Here is a 15,551-nt window from a genome sequence, read left to right as displayed (position 1 = left end):
CTAATCAAAAAAATGAATATTATTTTCAAAAGCGGTTCCTATAACAACCAGATCGGCTCCTGCTTCGTGCGCATTTTGAATTCCCTGCAAATCTACAATTCCTCCTCCAACAATGACAGGGATTTTAAGATTTTGAGAAACAAGCTGAACAATGTTCAAAGGAACTGCCTTTTTAGCGCCACTGCCTGCTTCTAAATACATTAATTTATTGCCTAACATTTCTCCTGCTTGTGCTGTAGCCAAAACCAAATCGGTATTTTCTCTCTCCAGAGGTTCCGTTTTGCTTACTCTGGCAACGGCAGTTTCTGCGCCACTTTCTATCAAAATATATCCTGTAGAGATTACTTCAAGATTTGTGTTTTTTAAAATTGGAGCTGCTTTTACATGGTATTCAATCAAATAATCCGGATTTCGGCCTGACAATAATGATAAGAACAAGATGGCATCTGCCTGAGGCGAAATCTGACTCGGATCTCCCGGAAACAAAACAAGAGGTAAAGATGTTTTTTGTTTTAATTTACCAATCAATTCTTCTAAAATAGTTGATTGAACAATACTTCCCCCTACAAAAATATGAGTAGCTGGCGATGTATTTATTTTTAATACTAACTGATCTAATTTTTCTAAATCGATTTTATCCGGATCCAAAAGAATCGCGAGTAACTTTTGCCCATCGCACTTCGCCTGGATAATTTGCTGATAAATATTGGGTAATTTTTGTTGCATATTGGGCGTAAAAGTAAAAGTTTTTTTAATGCAATTTTATTAAAAACTAAAACGATTCACGCTTCTCAAAAGCATAGACTAAAGTAAAATTCTCTATTTCTACATAATTGACTTCAAAATCTTTGATCAAACCTTCAAAATGAAGGCTGGCGTGAGTTTGATTTTCATCTAAAGAAAAAGCTTCAACCTGAATGTGATCCTTAAAACTGATTCCTTTTTCGTTTCTTATTTTAAAAATAGCTTCTTTGGCTCCCCAAATCACGGTTAATTCCCGCACAAGATCAGAACTGTTTTGAGTGTTTAGGTAACTTGTTTCAGTCTCTACAAATTTATCGGCAATACGGAGAATTTTGTCACGCTGTAATTCTACATCAATTCCTACTGTTTCCAGACTAATAATAATGGCTGCAAAATGATGTGAATGCGTAATCGAAATATGATGTTGACAATCAAAATGAGGTTTCCCAAATTCATCATAATGCAAATCGTGGTCGGTAAAACCCACTTCCTGAATCAGCATGCGAACACTCAAAAAAGCACGTTGGTGCAGCTCAGACTTCATGCCGCTAAGTCTAATTTGCGTTTGTTCTTTTAGCGTTACCTTACTGAATAACTCCTCATACGATTCGGTTATTTTCCAAACTAGAATTTTGGTGGTTGCGTTACACTGTATGGTTTGATATAAAGGCATTCTTTTTCTAATTATGAATTATAGCTGTCTACTGAAAGTATTTTGAAACCAAAAGTTCTCGTACATTTTAATTTTTAGCCCTGATGGGAGCGGCATCCTTTTTCTGGCTTCTTTAGCCAGGAAAAGATACAGCGGACAGCAGGATTAGCTTCTTAGTCTGAATATGAGCAGTACAACAATCAAATATTTATCTAAGATGCAAAAGATTAAGTGATTAAACATTTCACAAATCTTAAAGAAAGTAGCCAAAATTAAAAAGCTATTCCGTAAATTTGCAAAAATTTTACAATATACAAATATACTATATAATGAGTACTACAACAACGCCTTATGTGGCTTTCAAAGTAAAAGACATCTCTCTAGCGGCTTGGGGAAGAAAAGAAATTGAACTAGCTGAAGCTGAAATGCCAGGTTTAATGGCACTTCGTGCTGAATATAAAGACGAACAACCGCTTGCAGGTGCTCGTATCGCCGGATGTTTGCACATGACTATCCAGACTGCAGTTTTGATCGAAACTTTAATCGCTCTTGGTGCAGAAGTTACTTGGTCTTCTTGTAACATTTTCTCTACACAAGATCAGGCTGCTGCTGCTATTGCTGCTGCAGGTATCCAAGTATATGCTTGGAAAGGTCTTGACGAAGAATCGTTTGACTGGTGTATCGAGCAAACTTTATTCTTTGGTGAAGACAGAAAACCATTGAACATGATCCTTGATGATGGTGGAGATTTAACCAACATGGTGATCGACCGTTTCCCAGAATTGGTTCCTGGAATAAAAGGATTGTCTGAAGAAACTACAACTGGTGTTCACAGACTTTACGAAAGAGTAAAAGCGGGAACATTGCCAATGCCTGCAATTAATGTAAATGACTCGGTTACTAAATCTAAATTTGATAACAAATACGGTTGTAAAGAATCTGCTGTAGATGCTGTACGTCGTGCAACAGACCTAATGTTGGCTGGAAAAAGAGTAATCGTTTGCGGATACGGTGACGTTGGAAAAGGAACTGCTGCTTCTTTTAGAGGTGCAGGTTCTATTGTAACTGTTACAGAAATCGACCCAATTTGTGCTTTACAAGCTGCAATGGACGGTTTTGAAGTAAAAAAACTAAACACTGTTATTGCAACTGCCGATATTATCGTAACCACAACCGGAAACAAAGACATCGTTCTAGGTTCTCACTTCGAGCAAATGAAAGACAAAACCGTTGTTTGTAACATCGGACACTTTGATAACGAAATTGATATGGCTTGGTTGAACAAAAACCACGGTGCATCAAAAATCGAAATCAAACCACAAGTAGACAAATATACTATCGCTGGAAAAGACATCATCATTCTTGCAGAAGGTCGTTTGGTAAATCTTGGTTGTGCTACAGGTCACCCAAGTTTTGTAATGAGTAACTCATTTACCAACCAAACTTTGGCTCAAATCGAGCTATGGAAAAACAGTGCTGCTTACAAAAACGAAGTTTACATGTTACCAAAACATTTAGATGAAAAAGTAGCTGCTTTGCACCTAGCAAAATTAGGCGTTGAGTTAGAAACTTTACGTGACGATCAAGCTGCGTACATTGGTGTAGAAGTTCAAGGTCCATTTAAACCAGAATACTACAGATACTAAATAATTTTAGATTGAAGATTTCTGATTTTAGATTTCTTCGATTGTCTATATCAAACCCGACAGATTTTAAAACCTGTCGGGTTTTGTTTTTTAATTATACATCAATCTAAAATCTAAAATAATCCGGGCGTGCCAACCTTTAAAAAACGGCCCAATATACTTTGCGCTCATTGGGCCATTTCTTAAAGGCTGTCGGGCTATCCGCGCTACTTCGGTAGCTTGCTGCTATCCCTCACGCACATCGCGTTTAAAAAAAGACAATTATTTTTAAAACTCTGTTTTTTAGTAATAATTTTACAAATTATGGCAATCCATAAAAATACAGGTCTTGCTTTTTATATATTTGAATAAATCTTTTTATTATGAAGCCCATTAGTATTTTAAATTTAGAAAAGACATTAGGATTTGAGTTAAACCTCTCAACCATTGATGATTTTTTTCATTTTAAAAACAGAAATACTTACAAAATAGATGACAATGACAAAGTCATTTCGCTCAATCTATTTGAAAATAAAATAACGAACATTGATTTTGTAAAAGAGTTTGAAAATTTAAAAGAACTAGACTTAAGAAATAATCCTATTAGAGATTTTAGACCTCTCGAAAATCTCAAACTATTAATCCTTTTTGGATACGGAATTCATAAAATAAACAGCCAATCTTACATTGGTGATTTTTTAAAAAATGACATATTTGATATGAGTAGACATTCCTCAAAAATTGTAGCTGTATATATTCATAATCACGAATTTTTATTTGAGAAACCTCAAATAATCAATTTAGGTGGCAGGAATACTTACTGCATCGAATCTTATGATGAAAACTCTGTTGAATTAATTTGTAAACCAAATCCAAATTTTATCGAGCACTTTTTCGGCGAAGACATCGCATTGGTTTCAGCTATTGTTGGTGAAAATGGAACTGGTAAAACTAGTTTATTAACAAAATTATTTAATCAATTAATACCTGTAAGAACTGGCGAAGAAGAATGTGTGTTTTTTATTATTGAAGAAACTGAAGAAATTAAATATTATTCATTTTTTGATTTAGAAAGTGATTTTAAAATCATTTCTAAAAACTTTAAAGCTAAAAATGAAAAGTCTCAGTTTTATGGTTTTCCTATCTATTTTTCAAATTATTTAAGCGATAATAGAATACATAAAAATCAAGCTAACTCATTGGATTTATCTTTAATGAGTCAAATATTAAACGATTTAAATTCTCAGAAATTTAAGTTTTATAATTCTGATTTTACATTTTCATTTTATAAAAATACTCAACTAAAAAGATGGATGAAAATGTTATCAAATAAAGAAATTACAGATATTCTTGATGACTATTCATTACCTGTTTTTAAAAAAATAAATATAGAATTTCATAAAAGTAACATAGTAGCCACTAATTCTATTAAACATTATCCATTTAAGAATGCTAGTTATCAATATAGAGAAATCTTAGAAACAGAAGTTCAAAATACATTATCAACATTTGATATGATTAATGATTTTTTTCGTTCAAAAACATCAAAATATTCAGCGAATGAATCTAATTACATGCAAACAATTGATTTTTTGGTTCTTGAATTGATGCGCTATATAACTGATTTAATTTTTAATCCAGAAAAAACCAATATTTTTCCAAAAATTAAAAATTTAGAAGATTTTGAAAATTTAGAAAATATAAACAGTTCTATTGAAATACTTAAATTACTTAAAAACAATTTTTATTTTCTTGATATAAATAACAAAAAAGCAGATATAGTATTTCCTTTCGATTTATTAATTGATTTCTCTGTAAATTTTGAAAAGTCAATTGCAGATAATGATAATGTAATATTAGATGGTAATTGTAAAGTTATAGTTAATTTCACTACCGCTGTAACTATTTTAGATTTATACGAAAAATTTTATTTTGAACTAACCAAATTGTTTAAATCAGATTATCATCAATTTATTAATTTTTTTCCAAATATTATTTTAAGTTCAGGTGAAGAAATGATTTTTAATCTTATTTCATTATTACATGACAACAAAGAAATAAATACTAATGTTGATTTACCTGCAATTTTATTCTTAGATGAGGCAGATTTAGGACTACATCCTAAATGGAAAAAAATGTTTGTCAACACATTAATAAAAATTTTACCCAAAATATTTATTGGATTGAGAATACAAATCATATTTACAACTCACGACCCTTTAACATTATCAGACATTCCTAATGGTAATATTATTTATTTAAAAAAAGAGAATGGTAAAACGGTTATTCTTGATACTGAAAACAAACCAAAAAAGTCTTTTGGCGCAAACATTACCGATTTATTAGCAGATAGTTTTTTTATCGATAACGGTTTAATGGGAGATTTTGCAAAAGCTAAGATTGAAGATACGATAAAATGGATTAATTTAGAAAACTATAAAAAAGACAGTAAATCTCAGGAACTTTATCAACTAAGTCAAGATGAGTACAATCATCACAAACAAATTATTGAACTAATTGATGAGCCAATTTTAAAAATGAAATTAGCGGAAATGATTGATGAATTAAAAGGAGGCAAAGATTTTCAAAAAGAATTAGCCAGAAAAGAAATTGATTTTTTAAAATCTAAATTTGGTATATAATGATTACAATAAATCCAACATCCGAAGCTGTTAAATTTCATCATGAAAAAGTTTTAGACACTTTTGAAACTCTAATTTCGAACGGATATATCAAAAGAAATAATAAAATTAAGAATATATGCAAAGAGTTCATTACTTTTTTAGAAAAGCACAAATTAGAATTGATAACCGGAAAACCAGAGCGTTTAATTGAAATTCATGAAGAGTATAAAAAGAAACAATTTTCAAAACACCAAATTGAATTAATCAAGAGCTTTTTCATTCAAACAGGTTATGGTAGTTTTCCAAACAAAGAATTTTTAAACCTATTAAACATTGATACCTGTTTGTATTGCAACAGAAATTATACTTTATACTTTGGAGGCAATAATGCAAGAGCAGAACTAGATCATTGGTTTCCAAAAGGAGAATTTCCAATTTTAGCATTATCTTTTTATAATTTAATTCCAAGTTGTCATTCTTGCAATCATATAAAAGGGGCTTCTAAAAGTTTTGATTGGTTAACAGCCCTAGATAAAATGAATCATCCTTATTTTGACAAAAATGAATTTACATTTAGCTATGACTATCATTCCTTAAATGATTTTAAAATGAAAATAAATGTAGAACATATAAAAACGAAGGAAACATTAAAATTTAATAAAACAAAAGAAATTTACGATGCTCATTCTGAAAAAGAACTGAAAGACTTGCTAGATCTTCGTTATAAATATTCAAACAATTATTTAGACATTTTACTGAATAAAACATTTTCAGGACTTTCTATGTCTGAAGAAGAAGCATGCAGGATGATTTTTGGAATTGAAATTAAAGAAGAAGAGTATCATAAAAGACCGTTTAGCAAATTTAAGCATGATATAATTAAAGAATTATTAAAACAGTAAAAAGTAAATCAATTATATGAAACAATTTATCCCTCTTTATATATTTGTCTGTTTCACTTTTAATACATTTGCCCAAAACAAAGACACTTGGATTGCTTTTCAGAATACAGACTCTACACTCACAGGCTTTAAGGACAGCAACGGCAACATCAAAATAGCACCAAAATTTATGGGTATGACTATTGCTCATAAATTTGATGCTATTATGGTGGTTTCAGAGGAAACTAACGCAACCTGGAAAAGTTATTACCTTACAAAATCGGGCAAAATAGTCGGTCGCGATAGCTTGTACATTTATGACAATGGTCCCGATTGCGAAAACGAAGGTTTTATTCGTTTTAAAGATTATAAAACAGACAAAATGGGCTTGTTTAATAGCGATGGAAAAATTGTAATTCCAGCCCAATACAGTAACATAACAAGGGTTAGAAACGGAATGATCATCGCCCTAAAAGATGCTACAAAAACACAAGATGGAGAACATTATTTCTGGTCTGGCGGTAAAGAATATCTTATTGACACCACGAACAAAGTATTAGTTGAAAATTTTGCCTACACTGATGAACTCAATTTTTATTCTTTAGAAAAATCAAAAGAACAAAATCCAGATCCTACAAGAGATCATTTCCTTGGCGTTGACGGACTCTATTATTCGTTCATCAATTTTGATAAGGAGTTTAAAGCATGGCTCAAAAACAATTTACTCTCGGATGTATCCAAAGACAATTTAATAAAAAATTCTTTTGACAAAATTACCTATTGGAAAGAGCCAAACGGTTGGGTAACTGCATCCAAAACTAAATTTATCGGCCAGAATTATACTTTTATAAAACTAAAATTACAGGAACTAAATGCTGCGAAAACAGATTATTTTGTTTCCTCAGATGGATTAAATAAATTTATTTTTGAAACCAGCGAATACAAAACGTATTTCAATAATTGTAATGAACCAAAAGATTGGCAATATCCCGTAAAAAACATCGTCATTTCAAATCAGGATAAGAAAGACTATACTCAGGATCATTTTGAGTTTCTAAGAACCGAAAAAGGGTATCAATTAATCAGTGTTTCGTCGGGAAAAAAGGCGCTTAAATAAAACTTTTGTTGGCAAAGTTTTATTTAAAACTCCCTAATCTTTGCCGATTTACTTGCGAAGATCCTTCCTTCGTCAGGATGACAAAAATGACCACCATGTTTACCTATTTGTGACTTTGCAAGCAAAATATAGCCAACTTTGCATAAATCCTAATACTCTTCTCGGTTATAGAACTCAGCAAGTTTCGGATTTTATAACCAGAGAAACCAATCGATCTTTGCTTTATAAAATGGAAAAAAAATGAACACACAGGAAAACATCAATTACAATCGCATTGCTGCTGCTATCGAGTATATCAAGACGCACTTTAAAACGCAACCCAATCTAGATGAGGTGGCAGAAAAAGTACATTTAAGTCCGTTTCACTTTCAGCGGTTGTTTACCGAGTGGGCAGGCACGAGTCCGAAGAAGTTTTTGCAGTACATCAGTGTCGAGCATGCCAAAAAAATACTCAAAGACAATCAGCAAGCCACCTTATTTGATGCCGCTTTTGAGACCGGTCTTTCGGGCACCAGCCGCCTTCATGATTTATTTATAAAAATAGAAGGCATGACCCCTGCCGAATACAAAAATAGCGGCAAAAACCTGTCTATCCGCTATAGTTTTGCCCAAAGCCCTTTCGGGAATATTATCGTGGCTTCTACCTCAAAAGGCATTTGTTTTATGGCTTTCGCCGAAGATGAAATCGCGGGACTAATCGGATTACAACAACAATTTTCTAATGCAACATTCGAACAAAAATCAGATGGTGTGCAACAAAATGCCCTCGCTATTTTCCAGAATGACTGGAGTACATTATCTGAAATAAAACTACACTTAAAAGGAACCGATTTTCAGTTGAAAGTTTGGGAAACCTTGCTAAAAATACCCATGGGGCAGCTTGCTACTTATGGTACAATTGCACAAAAAATAGCAAAACCCAATGCCTCACGAGCGGTGGGCACGGCAATTGGCAGCAATCCTGTCGCCTTTTTAATTCCGTGTCATCGTGTGATTCAGTCTACGGGTACTTTTGGCGGATACATGTGGGGAAACACCCGAAAAACCGCTATAATTGGGTGGGAAAGCGCTCAGTCTGATCTGGACGCAGGTGCTTTTTCTCCTTAAAGGCAATCTTGGAATGGTATTTTTAATGCCAGCCACCCCATTTTTAAGTCAAATCATCAAGTTTTACCCTTCTGAACCTAAAATTTGGGGTTCCGAACCCCATCAGTGCGGTTCTAAACCCCGTCGTTGAGGTTTCGAACCCCATCATTGCGGTTCCAAACCCCGTCGTTGAGGTTCCAGACTCCATCATTGGGGTTCCAAACCCCGTCGTTGCGGTTCTAGACCCCATCAGTGAGGTTATGAACCCCATTATTGGGGTTCCAAACCCCGTTATTGAGGTTCCGAACCACGTCAGTGCGGTTCTGAACCTCTCCGTTGGGGTTCTAAGCTACTCCGGCGGGGTTGTAAGACCCGTAGCTTTGGTTCAGAACCCCGTGAGTTAGGTTGCGAACCCCATTGGTTGGGTTCTAAACCCCGTGGCTGGGGTTCTGAACCTCATCATTACGGTTCAGAACCCCATCGGAGGAGCTCAGAACCCCAACCGACCTTGATAGAACCCCAATGGTAGGGTTCTAGATCGCAACAATGCTATCCAGAACCGCAACCAAGCTTGTAAATATCCCATCAGTTTATCTCAGAACCACTCGGATGCTGTACATAGCCCCTCCAATGGGTCATAGAAATTCATTCGAACTATAAACAACTCCTTTGTATCATTATTTTATACCTTTTAATTCATTATTTAAAATTACTACCATGCAAAAAACCTCTCAAAAAATAGCTGCCCTTCATTGGGAAAGTATAACCGAAGACCTGCACCAAAAAGGATTTGCTATTGTTCCTAATGTGATCACTGATGAACAATGCGAGGCCTTAAAAACCAATTATGCTACCCCAACTTTGTACCGAAAAACAGTTGTAATGGAGCGTTACCGTTTTGGTTTGGGTGAATACAAATATTTTGATTATCCGCTACCCAATCTGATTCAGACTCTTCGAACATCACTTTATCCTAAACTGGCACCCATTGCCAATGCGTGGATGAAAGTCTTAAATATTGACACTTTTTTTCCTGACACACACAAAGAATTACTACAGCAATGTCACGCCAATAATCAACAGAAAGCAACGGTTCTAATTTTAAAATATGGTAAAGGTGGTTTTAATACGCTGCATCAGGATTTGTACGGAGCGGTTTATTTCCCCATTCAAACAGTGCTTTTCTTAAACGAACCCGATGAAGATTTTACAGGAGGCCAATTTGTATTGACCGAACAAACGCCCCGTGCACAGTCTAAAGCGATTGTATTGCAACCCAAAAAGGGAGATCTTTTGATTTTTACCACCAATTTCAGACCTGTAAAAGGCACAAAAGGCTATTATCGTGTAAATATGAAACATGGCGTGAGTGAAATACACAGTGGCGAACGACATACAGTAGGCATTATTTTTCATGATGCGTTGTCTTGATTTAAGGGACTGAGTTGCTAAGATGCTGAGTTACTAAGATGCTGAGGCGCTAAGTTACTGAGGCACTAAGATAATCAGCTAAGAAAAGTCAAACAGCTCTATTTTTTTAACCTTAGCACCTCAGTACCTTTCTAACTTAAAAAAAATGATTATACATAATGAAATTTCAAATTCAAATCTCCTGATTAAAATTAAAAATCACGAAATTTGCTTCGGTGGCAACCGAAAACTAAGAATCTATGGTACATTAAAATGTGCTTCTGGCAAAAGAATGAAACGTGAAAACCGAGTTTTCTTTTTGTCTGAAAATGAAGCCAGACAAAACGGCTTTAGACCTTGTGGACACTGCATGAAAACCGAATACCTAAACTGGAAAAATGGACTTATTTAACCTCGAAACAGAACCAACAACGAACTTACTTCCTAAAGACGGTACCGTAAATTACTACGGAAAACTATTTGACAGAGCATCTTCTGATCATTATTGTGATGTTTTGCTGAATACTATCGAATGGAAAAATGACGAAGCGGTGATCTTTGGAAAACTCATTATTACCAAAAGAAAAGTGGCGTGGTACGGCGATGTAGGTTTTGAATATACTTATTCTAACACCACCAAAAAAGCCCTGCCTTGGACGGCGGCCTTACTGGAATTGAAAGCGATTATTGAGGAAAAAACAGGAGAAACATTCAACTCGTGTTTGCTTAATTTGTATCATTCTGGCGAGGAAGGCATGGCGTGGCACAGTGATGGTGAGAAGGATTTAAAGAAAAATGGTGCCATTGCCTCGGTGAGTTTTGGTGCCGAGCGCAAGTTTGCTTTCAAGCATAAAGAGAGCAAAGAAACGGTTTCTTTAGTACTAGAACATGGCAGTGTGTTGGTCATGAAAGACACCACACAAACACACTGGCTGCATCGTTTGCCTCCTACCAAGACCATTTTTAAACCCAGAGTAAACCTGACTTTTCGAACTATTGTGGGCTACCAGCCCTGATTCAATCCGTTTTTAAGTACTTCTTGGTATTTTTGTGTATCAAAACTATACAAATTAGGGGCTTTGTGGGCAACGTTGCTTTTCTTTTCGTCAAGCTTGTTCAAGATGCCGATGTGGGTTATTTTGCGGAGAAAATTTCTCCTGTCTAGCTTTCTATCCAAGATAGTTTCGTACAACTTTTGAAGTTCGGGAATCGTAAATTTTTCGGGCAAAAGATTGTATCCAATTGGCATTAAATTCAGTTCTGTACGAAGGGTATCAAGCGCTTTATCGAGAATTTCTTTGTGATCTAGTATGAGTTCCGGCACTTCTTTGTGATCAATCCATGAGATGGTTTCCTGATGATTTCCTTTCTGCGGAACTGCTTTCAAAAAATCGACCAAGGCGTAATACCCAATAGTTATAAATCGCTGAGTGAACCATTTAACTTCTTGTTGAGGAATTTTAAGGTAGTCTAAAACAGTATCATTAAAATGTTTGTCATTGCGTTTTACTTTTCCGAAAACAGCAAATTGCCTCAAAAAAATACCTTCTATACCTGTGCGCACATTCAGAACTGTCACAGCGGCGGTATCGATGTCTTCATCAATTGGCACAAAACCACCTGGCAAAGACCATTTGCTTTCAAAAGGCGTTTTGAGTAGTAAAACTTTAAGCTGATTGTCATGGAAACCAAAAATGACACAATCTATAGAAAGTCCGGGTTGGTAATTTGCATTGTTTTCTATCACTCCTTGTAACATTGTTTTTTTGTTTACTGCCAGAATTTCTGACTGCTCTTTGAAGATGCAATTTAACTTAATTTTCTACAATCGGGATCACTTTTAGAAACAAGCTACTTATTATTATAATTAAAGAAAAAAAAAGTTTCTTGAGATCACAAATTTTACTTAAAATTAAAATCAAATTAAAAAAATAAGTACATTGCTTCATAATAACACATTTGAAAGAAAAATGGTTGTTATCTGATGAAAAGAACACACGAAAGTCAATGAAAGCGATATGATTAGCAATTTTACAAAAAAAATAAATCAGAAAATCACCACCAAAATTCTCACCTCTTTTGGCTATGTTTCTAAGACTTATCTCTTAGAAGCTTCGATGAAATATAGCGAAGAACAGGAGCGCATTTTTAACGAAATGATCGTTGAGAATGAGAACAAAGATAAAAAAGCAAAACGCGAGGCTTTTGACAAAGCCCTTTTTGCTTCTTATAAAGGAATTGGCGCTATCGATTTTATACACAATGTACTAAAATAGCACCTTTATAAAATCAATAACGCCAATTACCTCTTACTTCTAATCTACTAACTCAAAGTCAGATTTAAGTTTACTATCTGCTGATGAGGTGCCAATCATCAGCTCGAAATCTCCAGCTTCTGGCCCCCATTCTAATTTATTGTTATAAAAAGATAACTTTTCTTTGTCAATTGTAAATTCGATCGTTTTAGATTCTCCTACATTTAATTTTACTTTTTGAAAATCTTTCAGTTCTAAAACTGGTCTCACGACAGAACCAAATTTGTCTTTGAGATACAATTGCACCACTTCTTCTCCTGCTACTTTTCCAACATTCGATAATTGAAAAGAAACTTTAATAGCTTCGTCTCTCTTCATTTTTACCGAAGATAATTTTAAACCTGAATAATTGAATTTAGTATAACTCAAACCATATCCGAAAGGAAATTTAGGCGAGTTTTTTAGATCAATATACGAAGAAACATAGCCCTTAGCATTTTCGTCAGCGGGTGGTCTTCCCGTACTAAAATGATTGTAATAAATAGGAACCTGCCCAACCTCTCTAGGAAAAGTCATCGGTAATTTTCCAGACGGATTGTAATCTCCAAACAATACATCGGCGATTGCATTTCCGGCTTCTGTACCCAGCCACCAGGTATACACAACGGCAGGAACATTGTCTGCGGTCCAGTTGAAGATAAGCGGTCTTCCAGCGTTGATCAGAACAACAACTGGCTTTCCTGTTGCAGCAATGGCTTTTACCAAATCTTCCTGAACACCAGGCAAATGAAGGTCGCTTCTGCTTTTTGCTTCACCACTCATATCGTGTCTTTCTCCAATACTCAAAACCACAACATCTGCTTGTTGGGCGATTGCGACAGCTTCGGCAAAACCGCTTTTGTTATCTCCCTCAACCTCGCAGCCTTTTGCATAAAGGAGCTTGGTATTTTTACCTACTTTATTTTGGAAACCATCCCATTGCGAAACGATCCATTTATTATAATCCACTTCTGGCAATTCAACCGCCCAAAAACCCATATTGGCTTTGTATTCTTTGACCATCGGGCCGATGAAAGCTATCGTTTTCAGGTTTTTAGAAAGTGGCAATGTCTCGTTTTCGTTTTTTAATAAAACGATACTTTTCTTCGCCATTTCGCGAGCTGCTACTCTATTCTCCGGATCGTTTAATGCTTTTTCGGCTCTTTTTGCATCCGAATAACGGTAAGGATCATCAAAGAGACCCAACTCAAATTTTTTGCGAAGAATTCTTCGTACAGCATCATCAATCAAATCAATCGAAACCTTATTTTCTTTAACAAGATCGGCCAGATTATAGCGATAAGCATTGCTTTCCATATCCATGTCACTTCCTGCTGTAATGGCAGCAAGAGCAGCTTGTTTGTTGTCTTTTGCGTAACCGTGAGCGACCATTTCTCCTATAGAACCCCAGTCTGATACAACAAACCCTTGAAAGTTCCATTTTCCTTTTAAAATATCTCTTTGCAAATAAACATTTCCTGTTGCAGGAATCCCGTTAAGGTCATTAAAAGAATTCATAAACGTAGCGGCACCGGCATCTAAGGCCGCTTTAAAAGGCGGCAAATACGTTTCGAACAACATTCTTTCGCTCATATCAACCGAGTTATAATCTCTTCCGCCTGTTGCTGCTCCATAGGCTGCAAAATGTTTTACACACGCCATAACCGAGTTTAAATCGCCTAATTTACTGCCCTGAAAACCTTTTACTCTTGCATACGCAATTTTAGAACCCAAATAAGTATCCTCTCCGGCGCCTTCCATCACACGTCCCCAGCGAGGATCACGACCAATATCTACCATAGGAGCAAATGTCCAGTGAATTCCGCTTGCGGAGGCTTCTGTGGCCGCAACTCTGGCAGCCAATTCGATGGCTTGCAAATCCCAACTGGCAGCTTCTGCTAGCGGAATTGGAAATGTAGTTTTATAACCATGAATCACATCCTGACCAAATAACATCGGGATTTTAAGGCGGGATTGCATCGCTAATTCCTGATATTTTCTGGTGTAAGTTGTTCCGATGACATTGAGCATCGAGCCCACCAAACCTCCTTTTATTTCGGCTTGTTTGTTTGGATTTATGGTAATAGGCCCCGTAGCCGAGTTGTCTCCCGTGTACTGATTGAGTTGGCCTATTTTCTCTTCAATAGTCATTTTCTTCAATAAAGTATTCACTTTTTGATCTATTGTTTCTTGCTGCGCAGTGGCAAATAAGGACACCATCAACAGGGTCATTGTGGTTATTCTCTTCATTTTCAATTTAATTAATTTCGATAAAAACCGGTAAGTGATCCGAAGGGTATTTTAGATCAATCGCGTCACTTAAAACGGCATGCTTTTGAACTTTTAGTTCACTATTTTTTGAAATAAAAATATAATCTATTTCTAATTTTACTGGTTTGTTGTGTTCAAAATTATTAAAAGTTCCGACAGGACCAAATGGTTTTTCTACTGAAACCTCTTTTGTGTCATTCATTACTTTTTTGATTGCGGCAATTTGTGGCGTATTAGGTTCTGAATTAAGATCACCCATTAAAAACACAGGATAATTTTTAGTGTTTAAGGCTTCAATTTTTGAAAGAATCAATTCTACTCCTTTGATTCTCGCTTCATTACCAACATGATCTAAATGTGTGTTAAAAACCCAAAATAGTTTTTTAGTTTTTACATCTTTAAACAACCCATACGTACAAACTCGATGACAAGCCGCATCCCAACCCATCGATATTTTATCGGGCGTTTCAGAAAGCCAAAACGTGTTGGAATCCTGCACCTGAAAACGGTCTTTTTTATAATAAATCGTACTTGCCTCTCCTTTCCCCTCACCCTCTCTTGCCATTCCGAATTTACTATAATTGGGCAACGAAGCAGCAATTTCGGTAACTTGACCAGGTGTTGCTTCTTGAACACCCAAAATATCGGGGCTGTAAAATTGTATTTGAGAAATAAAAAAATCTTTTCGATTAGGCCATGCATTTTCGCCATCTGAAGCAACATTAAGACGAATATTATAGGTCATCATTTTGAGATTTTGACCATAATTTGAAATGCTAACCAAAAATAGCATCATAAAAAAAAGCAACGTTTTCTTTGTTTTCATATTGTACATAATTTTAATGGT

14 protein-coding genes are annotated in these 15,551 nt (G+C 35.2%); 9 read left to right on the top strand and 5 right to left on the bottom strand.

The features are described from left to right. Together J3495_RS00160 and J3495_RS00155 are read right to left on the bottom strand one after the other, a co-directional pair. Entirely contained in the window at window positions 1-726 is a 726-nt protein-coding gene (locus tag J3495_RS00160; RefSeq protein ID WP_210664542.1) for a geranylgeranylglyceryl/heptaprenylglyceryl phosphate synthase, read from the bottom strand. A 46-nt stretch (window positions 727-772) separates the two neighbouring features. After that, a complete protein-coding gene (locus tag J3495_RS00155) occupies window positions 773-1,417 on the bottom strand; it encodes a 4'-phosphopantetheinyl transferase family protein (RefSeq protein WP_210664541.1) in 645 nt (214 codons plus the stop codon). 308 nt (window positions 1,418-1,725) lie between these two features. On the opposite strand from J3495_RS00155, the gene ahcY reads away from it, so the two are divergent. The 8 genes from ahcY to J3495_RS00115 all read left to right on the top strand — a co-directional run bounded on the left by ahcY (window position 1,726) and on the right by J3495_RS00115 (window position 11,155). Continuing rightward, on the top strand, window positions 1,726-3,042 hold the full coding sequence (ahcY, locus tag J3495_RS00150; protein WP_210664540.1) for an adenosylhomocysteinase: 1,317 nt from the start codon (window positions 1,726-1,728) through the stop codon (window positions 3,040-3,042). 362 nt (window positions 3,043-3,404) lie between these two features. Further along, complete coding sequence (locus J3495_RS00145) at window positions 3,405-5,663, top strand: AAA family ATPase (RefSeq protein ID WP_210664539.1); 2,259 nt, start codon at window positions 3,405-3,407, stop codon at window positions 5,661-5,663. Further along, entirely contained in the window at window positions 5,663-6,547 is an 885-nt protein-coding gene (locus J3495_RS00140; RefSeq protein ID WP_210664538.1) for an HNH endonuclease, read from the top strand. The genes J3495_RS00145 and J3495_RS00140 overlap by 1 nt, the downstream gene beginning before the upstream one ends. 16 nt (window positions 6,548-6,563) lie before the next feature. Further along, entirely contained in the window at window positions 6,564-7,643 is a 1,080-nt protein-coding gene (locus J3495_RS00135; protein ID WP_210664537.1) for a WG repeat-containing protein, read from the top strand. Window positions 7,644-7,883: 240 nt separating this feature from the next. After that, window positions 7,884-8,750 carry a methylated-DNA--[protein]-cysteine S-methyltransferase gene (locus tag J3495_RS00130; protein ID WP_210664536.1) on the top strand — a complete coding sequence of 289 codons (867 nt, stop codon included), beginning with the start codon at window positions 7,884-7,886 and terminating at the stop codon, window positions 8,748-8,750. 696 nt (window positions 8,751-9,446) lie between these two features. Beyond that, window positions 9,447-10,160, top strand: a complete 714-nt coding sequence (locus tag J3495_RS00125; protein ID WP_210664535.1) for a 2OG-Fe(II) oxygenase — start codon at window positions 9,447-9,449, stop codon at window positions 10,158-10,160. A gap of 145 nt (window positions 10,161-10,305) precedes the next feature. Continuing rightward, window positions 10,306-10,551 carry an Ada metal-binding domain-containing protein gene (locus tag J3495_RS00120; RefSeq protein WP_210664534.1) on the top strand — a complete coding sequence of 82 codons (246 nt, stop codon included), beginning with the start codon at window positions 10,306-10,308 and terminating at the stop codon, window positions 10,549-10,551. After that, the gene (locus tag J3495_RS00115) at window positions 10,538-11,155 is read left to right on the top strand and encodes an alpha-ketoglutarate-dependent dioxygenase AlkB family protein (RefSeq protein ID WP_210664533.1); all 618 of its coding nucleotides are present in this window, start codon (window positions 10,538-10,540) and stop codon (window positions 11,153-11,155) included. Before J3495_RS00120 ends, J3495_RS00115 begins: the two co-directional genes overlap by 14 nt. On the opposite strand, the gene J3495_RS00110 is transcribed toward J3495_RS00115, so the two are convergent. Further along, on the bottom strand, window positions 11,143-11,898 hold the full coding sequence (locus tag J3495_RS00110; protein ID WP_210664532.1) for an NUDIX hydrolase: 756 nt from the start codon (window positions 11,896-11,898) through the stop codon (window positions 11,143-11,145). The genes J3495_RS00115 and J3495_RS00110 overlap by 13 nt on opposite strands. A 259-nt stretch (window positions 11,899-12,157) precedes the next feature. Here J3495_RS00110 and J3495_RS00105 point away from each other — a divergent pair, with 259 nt between their 5' ends. After that, window positions 12,158-12,415: a hypothetical protein gene (locus J3495_RS00105; RefSeq protein WP_210664531.1), complete on the top strand. Its 258-nt coding sequence runs from the start codon at window positions 12,158-12,160 to the stop codon at window positions 12,413-12,415. Window positions 12,416-12,454: 39 nt separating this feature from the next. Here J3495_RS00105 and bglX read toward each other — a convergent pair whose 3' ends face one another. Then, the gene (gene bglX / locus J3495_RS00100) at window positions 12,455-14,683 is read right to left on the bottom strand and encodes a beta-glucosidase BglX (protein WP_210664530.1); all 2,229 of its coding nucleotides are present in this window, start codon (window positions 14,681-14,683) and stop codon (window positions 12,455-12,457) included. A 7-nt stretch (window positions 14,684-14,690) separates the two neighbouring features. Next, a complete protein-coding gene (locus J3495_RS00095) occupies window positions 14,691-15,530 on the bottom strand; it encodes an endonuclease/exonuclease/phosphatase family protein (RefSeq protein WP_210664529.1) in 840 nt (279 codons plus the stop codon). Window positions 15,531-15,551: the final 21 nt, after the last annotated feature.

Origin of the sequence: Flavobacterium geliluteum, from assembly GCF_017948595.1 — a bacterium.
Taxonomy (GTDB): Bacteria; Bacteroidota; Bacteroidia; order Flavobacteriales; family Flavobacteriaceae; genus Flavobacterium; species Flavobacterium flavipigmentatum.
The sequence above is the reverse complement of the archived record's forward strand: the minus strand, read 5'-3'. Positions and strand labels throughout refer to the sequence as shown.